This window comes from Brevibacillus sp. BC25 (assembly GCF_000282075.1).
In the GTDB taxonomy this organism is placed as follows: Bacteria; Bacillota; Bacilli; order Brevibacillales; family Brevibacillaceae; genus Brevibacillus.
In genome coordinates, this window is sequence record NZ_AKIX01000117.1 from 1 (window position 1) to 18,309 (window position 18,309).

At 47.2% G+C, this 18,309-nt stretch carries 20 protein-coding genes, 1 pseudogene and 1 riboswitch; of the genes and pseudogenes, 6 read left to right on the plus strand and 15 right to left on the minus strand.

Features of this window, described 5'->3' with window-relative positions; genetic code table 11:
- From PMI05_RS25495 to PMI05_RS25540, 10 genes and pseudogenes are all read right to left on the minus strand, one after another.
- A pseudogene (locus tag PMI05_RS25495) lies at positions 1 to 511 on the minus strand (phosphate acyltransferase); the annotation flags it as partial.
- A 13-nt stretch (positions 512 to 524) separates the two neighbouring features.
- Entirely contained in the window at positions 525 to 1,115 is a 591-nt protein-coding gene (fapR, locus tag PMI05_RS25500; RefSeq protein WP_007728185.1) for a transcription factor FapR, read from the minus strand.
- A gap of 127 nt (positions 1,116 to 1,242) precedes the next feature.
- Positions 1,243 to 2,211: an ATP-binding cassette domain-containing protein gene (locus PMI05_RS25505; protein WP_007728187.1), complete on the minus strand. Its 969-nt coding sequence runs from the start codon at positions 2,209 to 2,211 to the stop codon at positions 1,243 to 1,245.
- Positions 2,212 to 2,222: 11 nt separating this feature from the next.
- Positions 2,223 to 3,011, minus strand: coding sequence for an ABC transporter permease (locus tag PMI05_RS25510; protein WP_007728188.1), 789 nt, complete (start codon positions 3,009 to 3,011; stop codon positions 2,223 to 2,225).
- A 6-nt stretch (positions 3,012 to 3,017) separates the two neighbouring features.
- A complete protein-coding gene (locus PMI05_RS25515; protein WP_007728189.1) occupies positions 3,018 to 3,797 on the minus strand; it encodes an ABC-2 family transporter protein in 780 nt (259 codons plus the stop codon).
- 184 nt (positions 3,798 to 3,981) lie between these two features.
- Positions 3,982 to 4,743 carry a DeoR/GlpR family DNA-binding transcription regulator gene (locus tag PMI05_RS25520; RefSeq protein ID WP_007728190.1) on the minus strand — a complete coding sequence of 254 codons (762 nt, stop codon included), beginning with the start codon at positions 4,741 to 4,743 and terminating at the stop codon, positions 3,982 to 3,984.
- A gap of 151 nt (positions 4,744 to 4,894) precedes the next feature.
- On the minus strand, positions 4,895 to 5,065 hold the full coding sequence (gene rpmF, locus PMI05_RS25525; RefSeq protein WP_005834357.1) for a 50S ribosomal protein L32: 171 nt from the start codon (positions 5,063 to 5,065) through the stop codon (positions 4,895 to 4,897).
- Between the two features lie 140 nt (positions 5,066 to 5,205).
- Entirely contained in the window at positions 5,206 to 5,724 is a 519-nt protein-coding gene (locus tag PMI05_RS25530; protein ID WP_007728192.1) for a DUF177 domain-containing protein, read from the minus strand.
- 84 nt (positions 5,725 to 5,808) lie between these two features.
- On the minus strand, positions 5,809 to 6,876 hold the full coding sequence (locus tag PMI05_RS25535) for a SepM family pheromone-processing serine protease (RefSeq protein ID WP_007728193.1): 1,068 nt from the start codon (positions 6,874 to 6,876) through the stop codon (positions 5,809 to 5,811).
- Positions 6,873 to 7,667, minus strand: coding sequence for a patatin-like phospholipase family protein (locus PMI05_RS25540; protein WP_007728195.1), 795 nt, complete (start codon positions 7,665 to 7,667; stop codon positions 6,873 to 6,875). Before PMI05_RS25540 ends, PMI05_RS25535 begins: the two co-directional genes overlap by 4 nt.
- A 147-nt stretch (positions 7,668 to 7,814) precedes the next feature.
- On the opposite strand from PMI05_RS25540, the gene ylbJ reads away from it, so the two are divergent.
- Entirely contained in the window at positions 7,815 to 9,047 is a 1,233-nt protein-coding gene (gene ylbJ, locus PMI05_RS25545) for a sporulation integral membrane protein YlbJ (RefSeq protein ID WP_007728197.1), read from the plus strand.
- Position 9,048: 1 nt separating this feature from the next.
- On the opposite strand, the gene coaD is transcribed toward ylbJ, so the two are convergent.
- Together coaD and rsmD are read right to left on the minus strand one after the other, a co-directional pair.
- Positions 9,049 to 9,528 (minus strand): pantetheine-phosphate adenylyltransferase, encoded by a 480-nt coding sequence (gene coaD / locus PMI05_RS25550; protein WP_007728199.1) that lies wholly within the window; start codon positions 9,526 to 9,528, stop codon positions 9,049 to 9,051.
- Positions 9,529 to 9,574: 46 nt separating this feature from the next.
- Complete coding sequence (gene rsmD, locus PMI05_RS25555) at positions 9,575 to 10,141, minus strand: 16S rRNA (guanine(966)-N(2))-methyltransferase RsmD (protein WP_007728201.1); 567 nt, start codon at positions 10,139 to 10,141, stop codon at positions 9,575 to 9,577.
- A gap of 442 nt (positions 10,142 to 10,583) precedes the next feature.
- Between rsmD and PMI05_RS31180 the strand changes: the two genes are divergently transcribed.
- Positions 10,584 to 10,727, plus strand: coding sequence for a hypothetical protein (locus tag PMI05_RS31180; RefSeq protein WP_007728203.1), 144 nt, complete (start codon positions 10,584 to 10,586; stop codon positions 10,725 to 10,727).
- Between the two features lie 123 nt (positions 10,728 to 10,850).
- Positions 10,851 to 11,810 (plus strand): Ku protein, encoded by a 960-nt coding sequence (locus PMI05_RS25560; RefSeq protein ID WP_007728205.1) that lies wholly within the window; start codon positions 10,851 to 10,853, stop codon positions 11,808 to 11,810.
- Between the two features lie 59 nt (positions 11,811 to 11,869).
- Here the strand turns inward: PMI05_RS25560 and PMI05_RS25565 are convergent, their stop codons facing one another.
- Entirely contained in the window at positions 11,870 to 12,751 is an 882-nt protein-coding gene (locus tag PMI05_RS25565) for a cation diffusion facilitator family transporter (RefSeq protein ID WP_007728207.1), read from the minus strand.
- Between the two features lie 248 nt (positions 12,752 to 12,999).
- A riboswitch (TPP riboswitch) is annotated at positions 13,000 to 13,112 on the plus strand.
- A gap of 148 nt (positions 13,113 to 13,260) precedes the next feature.
- Between PMI05_RS25565 and thiC the strand changes: the two genes are divergently transcribed.
- Together thiC and PMI05_RS31185 are read left to right on the plus strand one after the other, a co-directional pair.
- Positions 13,261 to 15,015 (plus strand): phosphomethylpyrimidine synthase ThiC, encoded by a 1,755-nt coding sequence (thiC, locus tag PMI05_RS25575; RefSeq protein WP_007728210.1) that lies wholly within the window; start codon positions 13,261 to 13,263, stop codon positions 15,013 to 15,015.
- A 15-nt stretch (positions 15,016 to 15,030) separates the two neighbouring features.
- Positions 15,031 to 15,201 (plus strand): hypothetical protein, encoded by a 171-nt coding sequence (locus PMI05_RS31185; RefSeq protein ID WP_007728211.1) that lies wholly within the window; start codon positions 15,031 to 15,033, stop codon positions 15,199 to 15,201.
- Positions 15,202 to 15,249: 48 nt separating this feature from the next.
- Here the strand turns inward: PMI05_RS31185 and PMI05_RS25580 are convergent, their stop codons facing one another.
- Entirely contained in the window at positions 15,250 to 15,579 is a 330-nt protein-coding gene (locus PMI05_RS25580) for a DUF1904 family protein (protein WP_007728212.1), read from the minus strand.
- Positions 15,580 to 15,976: 397 nt separating this feature from the next.
- Here PMI05_RS25580 and PMI05_RS25585 point away from each other — a divergent pair, with 397 nt between their 5' ends.
- The gene (locus PMI05_RS25585) at positions 15,977 to 16,918 is read left to right on the plus strand and encodes an RNA ligase family protein (RefSeq protein WP_007728213.1); all 942 of its coding nucleotides are present in this window, start codon (positions 15,977 to 15,979) and stop codon (positions 16,916 to 16,918) included.
- A 21-nt stretch (positions 16,919 to 16,939) separates the two neighbouring features.
- On the opposite strand, the gene PMI05_RS25590 is transcribed toward PMI05_RS25585, so the two are convergent.
- Positions 16,940 to 18,298 carry an endospore germination permease gene (locus PMI05_RS25590; protein WP_007728214.1) on the minus strand — a complete coding sequence of 453 codons (1,359 nt, stop codon included), beginning with the start codon at positions 18,296 to 18,298 and terminating at the stop codon, positions 16,940 to 16,942.
- Positions 18,299 to 18,309: the final 11 nt, after the last annotated feature.

Below are 18,309 nucleotides of genomic sequence, written 5' to 3' on the forward strand. Positions count from 1 at the left end.
GCTCGAAGCCCAACACTTTTTCAGCATACAAGCTCCCCATCCCCGCGTATTGTACAAGCTGATGCGGCTTGGCATCCATATTGGCTCCGACGTCCAGCGTCAGTGTTACTCGGCCTTTTGTATTCGGGATATAGGCACAAAGCGCAGGGCGCTCGATTCCATCCATGCGACCTGCATACAACAAACCTGCTGTCATTAATGCGCCAGTATTCCCGGCCGAGATCATCGCGTCGACTTTTTTCTCGCGCGCCATCTCAACAGCTACGACCAGTGAAGAATTTTTCTTACGCCGAACAGCTCGAACCGGTTCATCATCTGGCAAAATCACATCCGCTGCAGGAACGATTTCAATGTTTGCCGGAATATCCTGCGGCAAGTGGTTCCGAATAGCCTGTTCATCTCCCACCAATACAACTGTAATGGCCGGGTTTTCCTTGATGGCAGCAAGCGCCCCTAATACGGTACTCTTCGGTGCGTGATCGCCGCCCATCGCATCCACTGCAATTCGCAACCGTGATTCCTCCTTACTCGTCATTCATGCTGTTATGGTAGCTCGACATTTCAACTACACGGAAGGTTGCGGTAAAGACCAATTCACCTTGGACCTTCGTCTCTACACGTACCTTGCATTCGTCGCCGTTACGACTTCTCACCACTGCTTTGGCAACCAGCTTCTCCCCTGCTCGTACAGGGCGGACAAAGCGGATTCTCGCCGTAGCTGTCAACGCTACGTCTGCGTTAATTACTGCTACTGCCAATGAGTTGGCCTGAGCAAATATATAATGCCCTCTGGCAATTTGTGTTTTCGAAAATACGTGTTCTTCTTTTATTTCCAATACGGAAATAGCCTGTGAATCGAGCTTTAGATCAACCATTTCACCGATGATTTCATCGACACCCAATGATTTTACAGGATCAAGACTTTTCTCTGCGACCGTCTTGATACGTTCACGCAGTTCCGGTATTCCTAATTCCAGTCGGTCTAAACGTATGGTTTGAATACTGACATGAAATAACTCAGCCAGATCTTCGTCCGTCGCAAATGGATTATCCGCCAGATACTGCACCAAGCGGGACTGGCGATCTTTTTTTGGCAAGCGGGCGATGCCGAACACCCCCTTAAGCAAGATTCAATTGTACTATGTATGATTGCGATCTGTTTTTAATACCTGGTACCAAAACACAGTATAAGGGAGAAGATGTGGAATTACAAGTATTGTTCACGAAATTAGGTAGGCGTCCCTAACGATAAATGAGGCGAATGATCTCCTCAATCCCCGGTTCTTTCATCTGAATGTCCAGAGGCTCACCCCACCCCGCGACTTCGGCAAGGATTCGCGGGGAAGAAATTTTTCCTTTGTCGAAGTAAATCGAAAGTACATTTTCTGATAGCTCCATCCGCTCGATTCCCTCTAGGTCGTAAAGCTTTTCGGGCGGTTGTCGAAATTCGATTCGAATAAGGCTTGGCAACCCTATCTGACGTCGCAAATCGGCCAAGCTCGTATCCATCATCTTTTTGCCATGATTGATCACGATGATTCGGTTGCAGAGTTGCTCGATATCGTCCATATCATGAGTCGTCAATAGAATCGTCTTCTTCTGGGATTGATTCACTTCTTTCAAAAACGCTCTGATGCGCGTCTTCGCGACCACATCCAACCCAATCGTAGGCTCGTCTAAAAACAAGACAGGCGGATCATGCAGTAGTGCCGCCGCTAAATCAGCTCTCATCCTCTGACCCAATGACAGCTTACGCACTGGCGTATCAAGGAATTCATGCAGATCCAGCAGTTCCTGATACGCCTCCATCGATCGCCGATATGCCTTGTCCTCAATCTTATACATCGCTTGCAAAATTTCGAAGGAATCTCTGACCGGCAGATCCCACCACAACTGTGTTCGCTGACCGAACACCACACCGATTTGTGAAGCTACTTGAATTCTTTCCCGCTGTGGACTATATCCGCCTATTCGTATTTCCCCCTGACTGGGATGAAGAATTCCTGCGAGCATTTTGATTGTCGTCGATTTTCCTGCGCCATTCGGTCCGATATATCCCACGAACTCGCCTCTGTCAATGGAAAAAGAGATATCGTGGACGGCTTTGACTTCCCTTTGTTCACGAGAAAAGAGTGTTCGTAGAGAAGCAAAGCGCCCCTCTTTCGCTTTTGCCAGGAAAAATGATTTTTCGATGTGCTTTGCTTCAATCATGTTACCCCTCCTTAGCTCCCTGTACTATGGTAGTGTCGAATCCCGACATTCCACAGCATACGAGCGAAATAAAAAGCAATCGCTGCGGCTACCGGGGTGAGTATCGGATAAAACCATTCTCCCCCTTTGCCCAACAGCGTCAACATTGGCAAATAATTCATGTACGCGATTGGAATCGCTGAGAAAAACAGCCATTTGAGCCAGTTTGGATATAGCCCGATCGGATAATTGGAAGCATTGGCTGGCGCATAAATGGTAAAGGTCAGCATGTCTTTCATCTGATGCGTCCAAAAGGCGACCCCTGCCGTAGCAAGCCCAATGGAGAAATAGATTACTCCGCCAGACAATATGGCAATCGGTGAGAATAGCACCAACCCCATGATCGATTTTCCTTCCGTCGCAAGACCCGCCAATGAGATGACCAAAACAGACACCCCTTGCACCAAGCCTCCCACTCTCGACAAATCAAGATTGCGTGTCAATAGCAGAAGCAAAGGTGATACAGGACGGATGAGCAATTGATCGAGTTCCCCTTGTACGATGTACTTCTCAAAGTCGTTGATTTCCGGGGCAAACAGTCGATACAAGGAGACAGATGCCGAGGAAATCCCGTAAAGCATCCCAACCTCGTAAATATTCCACCCGACCACATCGTGAAATCGGTACAAAATCGCAGAGAGAATAATAAAATCAAGCACCATAATCATTCCGGTCGTGGCAGCGCTCGTGACAAAATTTATCTTGTACTGCATTTGCGAGCGAATGCTGGCCGCAATCAGTTTGCGATAGAGGGCAAACATGTGTGGTTATCCTCCTTGAATTTCTAGCTTTCTCCTTGCCATGTTCGTCACCAATAAAGCAACTGCCGTTAAAACGAGCGCCCAGCCAGCTTGTACAAGCATGCCATAAGGAGGCGCAAGCTCTAGCAAGGTCATGACTGGATAATAAATCATCACCGAAAAGGGCAAATAAGGTGCTACCTTTCCAATCATCCCGGGCATCAAGTCTATCGGAATCATTTGTCCACCTAACCCAAAGATCAATGACAAAAGGATGAGGTGTACCCAGCGAATTTCTGTCGTCCAAAAGGAGGAAATCCCTGCGAGATAAAAGAGCAACATACCTACGTAAGTTCCTAGCAGTAGCGAGAGGATAAACGAGAAGTAAGTGAACGGATGGGAGGGAAAAAAGAAGCCTACCGCTAATCCTAGCAGCAAGCCAATCGGAACACTTCGGTAACAAGCGTTGTACAAAAGTCTTCCAAACTCCTGACTAAGCATGTACCAGAGGTAATGAACAGGCTTGATCATATCCAGACTGACAGCCCCGCTTCTTACCGCTATTTGCACATTCAGGCCCGGCGATATAAATGTTGTCATCCAGAGAACACTTTGGCAAATCGCGATGTAATACCCCATCGTTTTGACATCATAGGGACCGTATACTTGTTTTCCAGAAAGGACACCCGTCCAAATGGCAATAAAAACAAGCCCAAAAATCGAGCTTGCGACATTGTTGATGACATGCGATAAACGATACTGAAGATTTCGACGATAGCTCTTGCGAATAATCCGCCAATAGACCATAAAACCCTCCTCTTGGAAAAGTCAGGATTACTAGAATAGCAGGGGCCGTACACAAATGCAAGAAAAAAAGAAAGAGCCCTTCCCTTTTGAAGGACTCTCTCTGATAAATCCATTTGCTGTCACGCTGGTCACCCATTCACGCCAGCCAAATGGAAATTATCCTCTTTTTTATGGATCAATAGCTTCATGTGGAAGCTACAATCACCTCTACATCGTTGGCGTGCAAAGCCTCGGCTATTTCCTTTTCAGGCAGCTTATCGGTCACGATAATATCGATCTGCTCAAAACCTGCAACGCGATACAGCATGCTTTTTCCAAACTTGGTATGGTCGGTGAGTATGATCACTTGATCGGCGCGCTTGATCATTTCTTTGATCAGAAAGCCGTGATCTTCCTGCGTGGACATGAGCCCTTCCTTTGTAAGACCGCAAGCACCAACCAGAACCTTATCCACATGAAAATCAGCGAGGTTTTGAATCACGCGTGAACCGAGCACACATTGATCCTCAGCATGTACGTCTCCGCCTAAAACCTTGACAAGAACGCCTTCTTTTCGGGACATACTGGAGGCAGTCGCTAATGAATTCGTGATGATGACATGGTCGCGGGTCTGCAAGGATTCCACTGTTAGCTGAACAGTTGTGGACGCATCGAGCAGCAAGTAATCGCCATCTTTGATCAGACTGGCCGCCGCTGCTGCAATACTGCGCTTTCCTGTCAAATCAAGCTGCATTCGTTCCTGATGGGAGTAGTTCTTTTTGTTGAGGCTGGGCAATACTGCTCCTCCCCTAGTTCGCAGGATTTGCCCCTGCTCCTCCAGCTTGACGATATCACGCCTCGCTGTGTCACGGGAAACTCCAAACTGCTCAACTACTTCTTGCACGCTGATTCGCTGATACTCCTGCAAATACGCAAGAATTGCAGCGAGCCTCTCCTCTTGAAACACGAAGCCTCAACCCCATCCTTATCTTGACTTCATTATAAGTCATTTAAGTAAACTTCGCAAGTGATAATAAGCGTTTGTAAGTAATCATAAGCAATAGGAAGAAACAAAAAAAGCAAGGCGATTTCTCACCTTGCTTTCTTAGCAGCGAATATTACTTCGCTACTTTCACGCCTTTGTAGTGACCGCAGCTTGGGCAAACACGATGCGCAAGCTTGTATTCGCTGCAATTATCGCATTTGATCATGCCTGGAATCTCTAATTTGAAGTGCGTACGACGCATTCTTTTACGGGTTTTGGAAGTTCTCCGTTGAGGTACTGCCATCTTCCTTACACCTCCTTCAACTGACAAATGCTAAGAAGCTCTATTGGGTGGACAGTATAGGCAAAATGCTTATGCCATCCTTCAAAAATGAGACGCTGCCACGAATGGTCGGCGAATCATCTTGAATACAGTAAGAATACTTATTTGCTGTCTTTGAAAAAGTCAGCCAACCCAGCCAAACGCGGGTCAACACGCTCATTCTTGCAGCTGCATGCCACTTCATTACGGTTCACACCGCAAGTCGGGCACAGACCCTTGCAATCCTCCTCGCAAAGCGGGAAGGTCGGCATTGCCAGTAAGAAATCCTCTTGAAGCAGTGAGTCCAGCTCGATTTCATCGCCTTCCAGAGGAAGGATATCGCTGTCCTCGTCATCTTGCAGGATTGGATCATCCGCAAGCGCAAATGTCTCAGAGAAATCTACTGTTGCCTGATCGACAAAAGGATTCAAGCATCTCGCGCAGACAAAATTCACATCTGCCTTCATGCTTCCTTTTACGTAATAGAGATTGCCCAGCTGTACGGCTTCACCACTCGCAGTCACAGGTGTAATCCCGCGAATCTCATCATGGCGCTTCTTCAGCTCATCTGCTTCCAGGGTTACCTGGAATGGCAACGGCTCTCCTTTTCGGTGCTCTAACTCTGCTAACTTAATGTTCATAGCATTTCACCTCATGCACAACAAAGATGATTATAGACCCTGCCCAAAGCTTTGTCAACCATTTTTGCTTGACAGCTAGTTTGCTCAGGTAGATTTCGGTTTTTGTCCATTCAAGTAAGTAATCGCTTCTTCTACCGTCTTGACCGGAACCACTTTCATTGAAGTTCCAATCCGCTTGGCAGTCGCTAACGCCTCCTCGTAATTGGAGTTCGTATCTGGCGTATCCTGTGGAGCAAAGAAGATTTCTGCGCCCGCTGTGTCCGCTGCGATTACCTTTTGATTAATGCCACCGATCCTGCCTACTTTTCCGTCTAACGAAATCGTGCCTGTTCCTGCAATTTTATAGCCTTTTGTCAAATCCGTCTCCGTATTTAACTGGTCATAAATCTCCAGTGTCATCATTAATCCAGCAGAAGGACCACCAATCCCTTGAGAGGCAATGGTTACTTCTTTCGGAATGATGATTTCCTGTTTGTTGTCAGGGCGTACACCAATTCCAACTGACTTGGATTCAGGTAGTGGTTCCAAGGTTAACATCGTTTTGGCCTCTTGTCCATCTCTTGTGTACGTAATTTCGACTTGATCGCCTGCTTTTTTTGTAGAGAGGGCTGTCAGCAAATCTTTTGCCTCAGACGTGCGCACCCCGTCTACATACGTAATAACATCACCGATTTGCAATTTTTTATAGGCAGGGAACCCTTCCAAGGTACCCATCACCCACACACCCTGCTTCTCGATTTTCACTTCGAAACCGGCAAGACGGAATGCGACTGCCTCCGCAATTTTTTGTGAATTGTCCATGACTGCTTGTTCTCGACGGATAAAATCTTCGCTGTCCTCGCCCTTGCTGACAACGAGCTCCTTGGGCATCAATTCAACATCCTGCGCCACTTTTGCATACCAATACCACGGCAAATTCGCTTCGCCCATTCGAACTGTCGTGAGCATGAAGGAGCCGGTCTCGTCTTTCTTGCCACCTTCCACTTGAATCATCGGCCCCAACTCAATCGCTGAACCCGGACGACTCACGTAATAATTCGTCGGTACAAAAAAAGAAATACCCAACATGACGAAAACCAAGGCAAGTATCCAGCTAAAGCCTCTGGTTCCTGTAGATCTGCGTCTATTGGCATAAAGCTGTTCCTCACTCATTCTTGTGCCTCCCAATTTGCAATTAGTTCCTGAATGCGTTCGATATGTTCAGTACCCGCACGTTCGCCTAGCTCGATAATTTCTTCGACACCCGTATACGCGATACTGCTATAGTGTCCAACATCCGGCCTGATTACGATGTCTGCCGCAATGATTCGATGTCGCAGAATTTCCCTTTCCATCACATCAATCGTCTGGGCGATGACATCAAAAATACTTTTGACCTCCATCCGTGTATCGAATTGGGCGACATCTACCGCAATTACGATATCAGCGCCCATTTCACGCAGCACCGTCACGGGCACACGATCAATGACTCCTCCATCGACTAAAAGCCGACCCCCTACTCTTTCAGGTACGAAGATGCCTGGAATGGATATACTCGCCCTCACAGCTTGATCAATTGGGCCTTCTCGAAATACGACTCGCTCTCCTGATTCAATATCCGTCGCCACAATGGCAAGCGGCTTGTTCAGCTCTTCCAAGCGCTTTCCGTGCGTTAACAGACGAATCAATTGCTTAATCTTTTCCCCCGTAACAAAGCCCATGCTGGGTACGGTTAAGTCGAGCCAATGCTTGCGTTTTAAATTAAGGGCAAGCTTTCCCATCATGTGCGGTTCAATTCCGTTCGCATAGACGGCCCCAATCAGACTGCCCATACTGGAGCCAGCCAGCATGTCAATCTGGATGCCATGGGCTTCTAACGCATTCAATACACCAATATGCGCAAAACCGCGAGCGCCCCCAGAACCCAGGGCTACACCCACGATTGGTTTACTCTTTGTCTCCATGGAAAAACCCCTCCCCGTAACCAGCCTATGTGGTAAATCGCTGTATCTTTCACACTTGGGAGATATTCGTCGACCAAGCTTACGCATAGTTCTCCCGCCTGCCACGTAGACATGTACTACTACTTTTCTTCGATTCAGGAGGAATCCATGTCACGCCACTCACCCGTACTTACTTTGTTGCTCGCCATCTCGACAGTTTTCATTGTTATTTCGTTGATTGCTTACTCGCAGATTTCTTTTGAAGCTGCCGTACGCGGTCTGAAAATATGGTGGGAGGTAGTTTTCCCCTCTACCCTTCCCTTTATCGTGCTGTCTGAGGTGTTGATGGGTCTGGGCGTCGTTCATTTCGTCGGCGTGTTACTGGAGCCATTAATGCGTCCACTGTTTAACGTTCCGGGCACTGGCGGGTTCGTACTGGCTATGGGCTTCTCGTCCGGCTATCCGGTAGCCGCAAAGCTGACAACACGCCTGCGTCTACAAGGCAATGTAACGAAGGCTGAGGGTGAACGTCTCGTCTCTTTTACAACGACGGGAGACCCCTTATTCGTCATGGGAGCAGTGGCAATCGGATTTTTTCACAGTGAGCAAATGGGCATCACATTAGCTCTGACTCATTATTTGTCAGCTGTACTCATGGGCGTAATCTATCGTTTCCATGCGCCTTTTGCCATTACTTCAGCCCCATTGGAGAAAAATTCACTGCCTCTTCCTTTACGCGCCTTGCAAGCGATGCATCGGGCACGTGTCCGCGATGGACGTCCGTTCGGAAGATTGATGGGGGAAGCGGTGCAATCCGCCCTGAATACATTGCTCATGATCGGTGGCTTCATCATTGTTTTTTCGGTATTAATTCAACTATTCTCCACAATTCATCTGACACAGATCATCAGTACGCTTCTCTCGATCATTCTCGGTCCCTTTGGTTTTCCACCAACTTTTTCTCAAGCAATCGTGGCTGGCTTGTTCGAAGTAACCCTCGGCGCACAAGCAGCGAGCATTGTGCCTGACAATGTTTCCTTGGTCTGGAAAGCGGCCATTGCCAGCGCTATATTGTCCTGGGGCGGTTTGAGTGTTCACGCGCAAGTCGCGAGTATCTTGAGTGAAACGGATATTCGTGTCGCCCCTTACTTGATTGCCAGAGCGCTGCACGCTTTTCTAGCTGCGATTTTGACCTTTGTCTTTTGGGGTCCTCTTGCCACAGTCAGCTCCTGGTTCGTGGAGAAAGCCGTCCCCGTATTTGTGCATGTGAAATCTGAGATTCCGGCGACGAGTTGGTGGGAGACCTTGCTCCTATCAGGGGGAATCGCCATCGGCGTCGGTGTAATTCTGTTGTGTACCAGCTTGACTCTTTCGCGCATGAACCGAAGCAAGACACGATAATCTACTCGGCCATTTTTCGCTTCAGTGCCTCTTCTACGACCGGCGGCACCAAATCGGCGACACTTGCCTTGTATTTCGCAACTTCCTTTACAATACTTGAACTCAAGTATGAATATTGATTGTTCGTCATCATGAAAAACGTTTCAATATTTTCGTCGAGCTTTTTATTAATTGAGGCGACTTGCATCTCATATTCAAAATCTGAAACAGCACGAAGGCCACGAATGATCACCTGTGCACCCTTTTTGTTCATATAGTCAATCAACAAGCCGTCAAAAGAGTCCACTTCTACATTTTTCATGTCAGCCGTTGCCTGACGAAGCAAATCGACGCGCTCTTCTACGCTGAACAATGAGTTTTTCTTTGAATTGATCAAGACGGCAACAATGACCTTATCAAAAACGTTGGCACCCCGCGCAATAATGTCGAGATGCCCATACGTAACAGGGTCGAAGCTTCCTGAACATACGGCGATTGCCATAGCGGGTTATCCTCCCTTGGTGCTCTTTTGCACCTTGATTTGAAAATTAGGCTTGTGGCTCCAAAGCGTAATAATACACGGTAACGGCCGTATCCCCATACTTAGCCGCTCGATCCTTTACACAATGACCAATCGTATCTGGAAAGGAGTCTGCGATATCATGCTCAGCCACGATCCACGCTCCGTCCGCCAACATTCCCAGCTCCTGCAACATCTCAATTTCTTCGACAATTTTTTGCTGGGCGTACGGCGGGTCCAAAAAGACGAGATCAAATTTTTGATTGCGCGTACTTAGTGTGCGAATGGCGCGGTCCGCATCCATTCGATATAATTCTGCATAATCGTCTAGCCTGCAAGTGCTGACGTTTTGTTTTACCACGGCAAATGCTTTGTGATCTCGCTCCACGAAAACAGCTCGATCCGCTCCCCTACTCAATGACTCGATCCCGAGACCACCCGTTCCTGCGTATAGGTCCAATGCCCAACCGCCATCGAAATACGGACCAATCATATTAAAAATCGATTCTTTAACTTTATCGGTTGTCGGTCTGGTTCCTTTGCCCGGAACTGCTGCCAACCGTCTTCCTCTGTGCTCTCCAGCGATGACTCGCATACTCATTTCACCTGTCTGCTTTCCTATGTATGTTGTTAGACGCGATTTTCTAAGACTGAGAATGATATCATACTATCACAACTGCATACACCCGTAAAATTAGCAACTGGAAAAATTTATGTGCAAGAAAGGTATACAACCCATTTCGATTGGAAAAGATGATGAATAGCGACGCAACGGTGTCGCTGACAACCGCGGAGAAGACTTACGTTTCCCCATAAGCTCTTCCTCCGGTTTCTCCTCTCCCATAATTGAAAGGCTGTTCACTTTGGCGCACGACGTGTCTGATAGGAGCATTTCGTGCCATCGCTCCCTTCATCGGGAGGAGTTGAACGGCTGCCCCTCGTCATTTGGCGATGGGGTATTTTTTTGTGTGCAGCGCATACTACATGTACCTGCAACACCCCCTACATGTAGATTGCCTGAAAGGAGTGAGTCGTTCATGGCAGAAAAGCGACCGTCTGCACAAAAGCTGAAGGCGTCCAAAGCCCAGTCCATTGCGGACCGTACTGGCAATGATGTAGAGCTGGCGCGAGACATGCAATCACGTGCAGATCAATCGGACATCGTCAAACATGGGCAGTAGCTATACAAGAAGCCAGCCGCATCGAATCGGCTGGCTTTTTACTTTTCCACCTTCAATTACCTCGGCACTTCTTCGATGCAGTTACAGATACTATAAAAAAATAGCTGTGAAGGAGGTATCCGCATGCATACGGTGTGGAAGGGCTCGATCAGCTTCGGCCTCGTCAATATACCTGTTCGCATGTTTACTGCAACGGAAGAACGCGATATTCGCTTTCGCCAACTGCATAAAGAGTGCAATACCCCGATCAAGTACACGAAAATGTGCCCGCACTGCCAACGCGAAGTTGATACGAGCGAAATCATCCGTGGCTTCGAATATGAAAAAGGACACTTTGTCATGATTGACGATGATGATCTGGAAGCCATTACGCCAGAAACACGCAGAGCCATTGAAATTATCGACTTCGTAGACTTGGCGGAGATCGATCCGGTTTATTTTCATAAAAGCTATTTCCTATCCCCACAGGATACTGGTGAAAAAGCATACGCCCTGCTACGCTCCGCCATGGAACAGACAGGCAAAATCGGCGTTGCACAGGTGACGATGCGCAATCGGCAGAGCCTGGCCGTTATCCGACTGTATGAGCATTGTATTATGCTGGAGACGATCTTCTATCCAGATGAGGTACGTCCCGTCAGTCAAGTACCTGCCTTGCCAGAAGCCACTGTACCGTTGGCCGAAAATGAACTGAAGATGGCAACTGAGCTCATTAGCAATATGACGATCGCTTTTGATCCGGCAAAATATACGGATGAATATCGATCCGACCTGCAAAAACTGATTGAGAAAAAACTGGAGGGCCAGGAGATCGCCACAGCACCTACCGTGGCAAGAACCAATGTAATTGATCTCATGCAGGCCTTAAAAGAAAGCTTGGAGACTACAGCTGGTCAAGCCGCAGTGCCCATCAAAATCGAGCCCGAACCGACTCCGTCAAAGCCTGCGCGAAAACGTACCACTGCTGCCTCCTCGTCCGAAAAAGAGCAGGCATCAAAAAAGGAGACTGCAGCCAGTCTGAAAAAGACTACGACTACTTCTACAACCAAAACACTGCGCAAAAAGAAGGCTACCCCTGTTTAATTGCACCTAAAAAAACCTGCCCACTATGGACAGGTTTTTTGCATTTCACATCATGGAATCTAGTTTGGCACCATCTTCCGGCATGGTTCAATATGGATATGAACGGCGTTAATACGGTGAATCTTGCGCATCTGTTCTTCAATTTTCTCGGTGATGGTGTGGCTCTCCACCACATTCAGACCTGGATCTACATGGATCACAACATCCACCAGCACGCTGCTGCCATGGTAGCGGGCTTTGATGTCACTGATATCCTTAACTCCCGAAATCGAGGAAATGGTAGCCCGCAGGTCCGCAAGCTCGCTCTCGTCAAAGCCATCTGTCAAACGGTGAGTTGCTTCCCTGAAAATGTCCCAAGCAGTCTTCAAGATGATGAGACCAACAACAAAAGCAGCTAAAGGATCAAGCCAGTGCAATTGAAATTGTGCGCCAGCTACCCCGATAAACGTCCCGATACTGACGAATGCGTCTGAACGGTTGTCAGCGGCCGCTGCATTTAATGCTTGGCTGTTTGTTTTGATGGCGAGCTTTTTATTATAGCGATAGACGAAAAGCATAATGACTGCAGTCGCAAGTGCTGTCCACCCTGCCAACAGGTCAGGAGCCTCATGCTTTGGGTCCAATAAGGATGGTACGGCATTCGTAACGACTTGAACTCCGACAAATAGCATAATAAATGATGCGACAAGTGCTGAAATCGTCTCCGCCCGAAAATGACCATACGGGTGATCTTTATCAGGTGGTTTCCTTGCAATACGAAGCCCGATCAAAACAGCAATCGATGCAACGACATCCGTTGAGTTGTTAAGACCGTCGGCCATTAAAGCTTCCGACGCAGTGACATACGCAACTCCTATTTTTAATACAGAGCAGAATATGTAGGCGAAAATACTTACCCACGCTCCACGTTCTCCTTGTTTTAGATCCGAATAGACATCCATTCCTCATCACCTCAAAATACTTCTCCATCCTGCTTCGACAACGAGAAAAATCAAAGCGCTGGAAGCAGTTGCTTTTTTTCGAACTTCATCGTAACAGATAGGATTCATGTGGGTCTACAGAAACAGTTTTAGTCCGATTCATGAGAATAGGGGGGAGGAAAATGTGTTGCACACCCGCAATTTTCCCATTGGAAAATTTTCCTTGAAATTAAATGGACTTCCCGTTATCCTATTCTTGCAATCCAAAATAAAAAAAGCACGGGAGCTTGGAAATCACCAGGCTGAGAGGATGGTACTGTGCCATCGACCGTTGAACCTGAACTGGGTAATGCCAGCGGAGGAATGTCATATACGACACGAAAAGATACGTGTATTTTAGGATACCCGTTTCTTCTCTACTCTCGCGTTGGCGTCGCATGTTGTTTATGCGGCGCTTTTTCGTGGGATGTTTCTTTCGCCTCCCTAAACGGTTCTCACTTTCGTGCAACCAAAACAAGGAGGTTTTTCTTATGTCATTGGTGTCATCTTTTCCAGGCAGTCGCAAAGTATACGAAACAGGTAGTCGTGCGGACATCCGTGTCCCGATGCGCGAGATTTCCCTTCATCCTACCGAAGGATTGTCTGGTTCCACACCCAATCCTCCTCTTCGCGTGTATGATACGAGTGGCGAGTATACCGCAACAGGTTACGTCCCTGACATTCAAGCAGGACTGCCCTCCATCCGCCACAAGTGGATCGATGAGCGAAATGATGCGGAAACGTATGTCGGTCGCAAACCACAACTAGTTGACGACGGCATCCGAAACGAAGAAAAGGTAGCCACCCTCCCTACTTTCCCTCGAGAGGGCTACAAACCAAAACGGTCAAAGCCAGGGAAAAATGTTACCCAGCTTCATTATGCCCGAAAAAATATCATCACACCGGAAATGGAATACGTTGCCATTCGCGAGGGTGTCTCCCCTGAATTTGTACGGGCAGAAATCGCCGCTGGACGTGCGATCCTCCCTTCTAACGTCAATCATCCTGAAAGCGAGCCGATGATCATTGGCCGCAACTTTCATGTCAAAATCAACGCCAACATCGGAACGTCGGCCGTTAGCTCTTCGATGGAAGAAGAAGTTGAAAAAATGATTTGGTCGGTCCGTTGGGGCGCCGACACCATTATGGACCTCTCGACGGGAAAACATATACACACTACGCGGGAGTGGATTATCCGAAACAGTCCCGTTCCAGTCGGTACCGTCCCGATTTATCAAGCACTTGAAAAAGTTAATGGGAAAGCCGAGGATTTGACATGGGAGGTTTACCGAGACACCTTGATTGAACAAGCAGAACAAGGCGTTGATTACTTCACGATTCATGCTGGTGTTCTATTGCGCTACATTCCTATGACAGCTAACCGTGTTACCGGTATCGTCTCTCGCGGCGGATCGATTTTGGCCGCATGGTGCCTGGCCCATCATGAAGAAAACTTCTTGTATACGCATTTCGCTGAAATTTGTGAAATTCTGAAGGCCTATGACATTTGTGTATCCCTCGGAGATGGATTACGTCCTGGCTCTATCGCGGATGCGAATGACGAGGCGCAGTTCGCAGAGCTTGAGACATTGGGAGAACTCACAAAAATTGCGTGGGAACACGACGTACAAGTCATGATTGAAGGACCTGGTCACGTCCCGATGCATCTCATTCGCGAAAATATGGATAAACAGTTATCCATTTGCCATGAGGCTCCTTTTTACACACTTGGGCCGCTCACGACAGATATCGCACCCGGCTATGATCACATTACTTCAGCGATTGGCGCCGCCATGATTGGATGGTTCGGAACAGCGATGCTCTGCTACGTAACGCCCAAGGAGCACCTCGGCTTACCCAATAAAGAGGATGTCCGCAACGGTTTAATCGCATACAAAATCGCAGCGCATGCCGCTGATCTCGCAAAAGGGCATCCGCGGGCAAAACAGCGAGACGACGCCTTATCCAAAGCTCGTTTTGATTTTCGCTGGAACGATCAATTCAATTTGTCCCTGGACCCAGAGCGCGCTCGCGAATATCACGACGAAACATTGCCAGCAGAAGCCGCCAAATCCGCTCATTTTTGTTCCATGTGCGGACCTAAATTTTGCAGCATGAAAATATCGCACGACATTCGTCACATCGCCAATCAAGAAGGGTCTGCCCACGATCCCGCTATTCTTGCAGGGATGCAGGAAAAATCGCGTGAGTTCCGCGAACAGGGAAGCCGTTTGTACCAGTCGTAATGAAGGAGGATGCCTATGGAGGAAGCTAGTCGTTTACGTGAAAAGATCAGTCGATTAGAAGCTGAGCTAGAGCAATCTAAACAAAAATTGCAGCTGATTCAACAGGACTGCAGCCACGTCTATATCGAAACCCCACTTACGCGAACATGCTCCAAGTGCCTGCAAACCGAAAGCCTCTATTATTAATAGAAAAAGGTCGAAATCCTTTTGGAGGATCTCGACCTTTTTTCTTGCTTATTTCGTCATTCCGACTTGCAATGGAAGTCCTTCTTTATAATAGAGAGAGGGCGATAGCAGAATGAAGAAAATATGGACATGTAGAAAGCCTTGCTTCTTCAAAAAGCCGTGTATGGCACTAGCAATCGCGTCATGCTGCTTTTGTTCACGTGGAAACATCATGATCTCTACGGACAAAGGACTGTTTGTCAATTGCTCTACCTGAAGCAGCTCCAATTTCACCTTTTCCTGAGCTACCTCAGCAATTTTGGAAAACTCTTCTATAAGAATCTGAGAAATGGGCTCTATGTCTTGCTTTGCAAAGCCTTTAAACCGAAGAAACGGCAAGTCAATTCCTTCTTTCGTAAATGAGTTCGCACAGTCATTATAAACAAGTCTCTAATTGTATATCAATGAAAAAAGGATTAAAGAAAGTGAACAACAAAAATTCCCACCCCGAGCGAGACACAAAGAGGGCCATATCAGAGAGCAGCTTCCTTCCCATGAGGTGTGGTGGACGTACCACGGAAGGAGGAAGCAGCTCAACCAGATATAGCCCAACCCGCTAACCAATCAGTTACTTTATACAGGTAGTATAGCTCGAATTAAATACTTAATCAATAAAAAAGTTTCGTAAAATTCTCACAGGAATTCATCCACCTTCCCCACTCGTATAGATCATGCCCATCCGTGAAACTGTATTAGAAAACTGGGCAAATCCCAACTAAACATAAAGGTGGCAGCTATGGAACTAACTCCGCTTTTTCCTTTTGAGCCTACCAGCACGGAAGCTATACCTGTAGGACCACAATGGATAGGCCAAGTGAAATGGGATGGCGTTCGCATTCTTACCTACTACGATGGACAGGAGGTCAAACTGTTCAACAGAAAATTAAATGAACGGACTTTCCATTATCCTGAAGTGACCGATCTTCGCTCGTATTGCTGTGCCGATTCTGTGATTTTGGATGGCGAAATAATCGCTCTCGGCCCGAACGGAAAGCCTTCTTTTTACGAGGTCATGAGAAGAGACGGGCTGCGTCGTTTAGAGAAAGTCCCCCAGATACAAAAGCTTGTCCCTGTCACATACATGATCTTCGATGTACTGTACTGGAATGATGAATGGGTAACTTCCTACCCACTATCAGAGCGGCAACAAATACTGGGCAAAATCATCACTCCTACTTCTCATGTGCAGCTCGTTGAAAATTTTACTGATGGAGACGCTCTTTACCGTGTCGTAGAAGCTCAAGGCATGGAAGGAATCATTATGAAGGATGCGTCAAGCAGCTACTTGATCAATGGGAAAGATCAACGCTGGAGAAAGAAAAAGTATTATCGGGATCTCATCGCTGTTGTAGGCGGCGTTACGCTTCGGAATGATATAGTCAATTCGTTGCTTCTGGGCCTCTTCGATCAACAAGGTTCTTTTTGGTACATCGGTCATGCAGGTACTGGAAAATTGACGCAAACGGACTGGCGCTCTTTAACGGAGAGAATACAGCCCCTCGTCCAACAGAAGATGGCTTTTGTTAACAAGCCACCACGCGCAACCAATACCTTATGGATACAACCGGAAATCACCGTCAAAATCAAATTTGCGGAGTGGAAGGAAGGGCATTCCTTGCGACAGCCAAGTATACAAGGCTTTGTGGATGTCGCTCCTCACCAGTGTGTTTTGGAGTAAGGAACTCCTTGGCTTTCGACCTCATTGTCGAAACGATCCAGCCTGTTTTGCCTTTCCCAGCTTTTGCTTGCCATGATTAAGAGCCTGCATTTCCCCGTAGCTGGTAAACAGCGCTATCAGTAAGAGGGCAATGTACACAACAGCTGTCGTAACCCCACCTGCCGCTGATTTATCCTTAAAAAAGTCCCCAATAAAAATCACTAGCACACATCCACTCAAACAGAGTTTCGTGATCCACACCATCGACCGGTAAAATCGATAAAGCTTCGTTCCTTCGGGAATGAGGCTTTGCTCTCTTCCTTTATTCTTTCGCCTTACGTGAATGAGCAAAAAGATCGCCAACGGTAATTGAAAAACGAGCACGATCAACGGCAAACTATAACTAATAAATTGATCGATATGCGCTACATTTGGAAACGCAAATATGGATGATACAACGATAAACCATCCACACGGAGCATTGAATGTATTGTAATGCCGCTGTCCTCCAAATGATCCCACCCCCACTAAAAATGCCAAGTAAGCAACTATGACCTTGATTGTGAAAGCGGGGAACCACACGCTAAAGAGGATCATTTCGACCCTGTCCAGAAAATCTGTGATGTGGATTTGCTGGACGAGAATATAGATGGGGAAATTCAGTCGACCGGCGATAATGAAGCCCATTACCCCGAGCAAGACGAGCAACATAATCGTCGTCCCAAAGCCAACAATGATGACCCCGTGCTTCATCGCAGCATAAAATAGTCGCGGCTCTACAATGGCATGTAAGAATGCCCCAATGAGAAAAATATCACCATATACACCCACTGGTAAAAAGTTGCTGACCACGATCCGATCCAACCTACTGGTCAAGATTGGTTCCAATCGCTCTACGTTATATTCATTAATCAGCAGGAAATATAGCGAAATGCACATGATGAAATAAAGGGGAAAATAAAACTCATTTACCCGTGCCGCCACCTCAAGACTCGTTTTGCCATAGTACATCATTAGCAGGACGAAGACGAGTAAGATGACCTCCAATGGTGTGGTTGGCAATAACGAGATATGTAAAAAATCAGCAGCCCCTTTAATATCGATCGCCAGGATGATCCAAATGTAAAACAAAATGAGTAGATTGATAGCTCCACCAATCCACTTTCCGCCAATGATAAACAAGATTTCAAAGATATTTTTCCCGGGGTATGCTTCAACCAGCCCACTCAAAACGTAGGCGATAAAAAGCGCATAAAAGATGGGGAAAATTTGAGAGAACCAAGCATCCATCCTTGCTACCTGAACGACAGACCGCAAGAAACTGATCATCATTCCTGTCATCAAGACACTGCCGACCAGCCAGGCAATTTGTCGATGGTTGACAACTTGCTTGTGAATCATACTTGGGGCCT

Excerpts from the sequence above, each read along its gene's own strand:
- PMI05_RS25505 (WP_007728187.1), bottom strand. The coding sequence starts at position 2,211 with ATGATTGAAGCAAAGCACATCGAAAAATCATTTTTCCTGGCAAAAGCG.
- PMI05_RS25510 (WP_007728188.1), bottom strand. The coding sequence starts at position 3,011 with ATGTTTGCCCTCTATCGCAAACTGATTGCGGCCAGCATTCGCTCGCAA.
- PMI05_RS25515 (WP_007728189.1), bottom strand. The coding sequence starts at position 3,797 with ATGGTCTATTGGCGGATTATTCGCAAGAGCTATCGTCGAAATCTTCAG.
- rpmF (WP_005834357.1), bottom strand. The coding sequence starts at position 5,065 with ATGGCAGTACCTCAACGGAGAACTTCCAAAACCCGTAAAAGAATGCGT.
- PMI05_RS25530 (WP_007728192.1), bottom strand. The coding sequence starts at position 5,724 with ATGAACATTAAGTTAGCAGAGTTAGAGCACCGAAAAGGAGAGCCGTTG.
- PMI05_RS25535 (WP_007728193.1), bottom strand. The coding sequence starts at position 6,876 with ATGAGTGAGGAACAGCTTTATGCCAATAGACGCAGATCTACAGGAACC.
- PMI05_RS25540 (WP_007728195.1), bottom strand. The coding sequence starts at position 7,667 with ATGGAGACAAAGAGTAAACCAATCGTGGGTGTAGCCCTGGGTTCTGGG.
- ylbJ (WP_007728197.1), top strand. The coding sequence starts at position 7,815 with ATGTCACGCCACTCACCCGTACTTACTTTGTTGCTCGCCATCTCGACA.
- coaD (WP_007728199.1), bottom strand. The coding sequence starts at position 9,528 with ATGGCAATCGCCGTATGTTCAGGAAGCTTCGACCCTGTTACGTATGGG.
- rsmD (WP_007728201.1), bottom strand. The coding sequence starts at position 10,141 with ATGCGAGTCATCGCTGGAGAGCACAGAGGAAGACGGTTGGCAGCAGTT.
- PMI05_RS31180 (WP_007728203.1), top strand. The coding sequence starts at position 10,584 with ATGGCAGAAAAGCGACCGTCTGCACAAAAGCTGAAGGCGTCCAAAGCC.
- PMI05_RS25560 (WP_007728205.1), top strand. The coding sequence starts at position 10,851 with ATGCATACGGTGTGGAAGGGCTCGATCAGCTTCGGCCTCGTCAATATA.
- PMI05_RS25565 (WP_007728207.1), bottom strand. The coding sequence starts at position 12,751 with ATGGATGTCTATTCGGATCTAAAACAAGGAGAACGTGGAGCGTGGGTA.
- thiC (WP_007728210.1), top strand. The coding sequence starts at position 13,261 with ATGTCATTGGTGTCATCTTTTCCAGGCAGTCGCAAAGTATACGAAACA.
- PMI05_RS31185 (WP_007728211.1), top strand. The coding sequence starts at position 15,031 with ATGGAGGAAGCTAGTCGTTTACGTGAAAAGATCAGTCGATTAGAAGCT.
- PMI05_RS25585 (WP_007728213.1), top strand. The coding sequence starts at position 15,977 with ATGGAACTAACTCCGCTTTTTCCTTTTGAGCCTACCAGCACGGAAGCT.
- PMI05_RS25590 (WP_007728214.1), bottom strand. The coding sequence starts at position 18,298 with ATGATTCACAAGCAAGTTGTCAACCATCGACAAATTGCCTGGCTGGTC.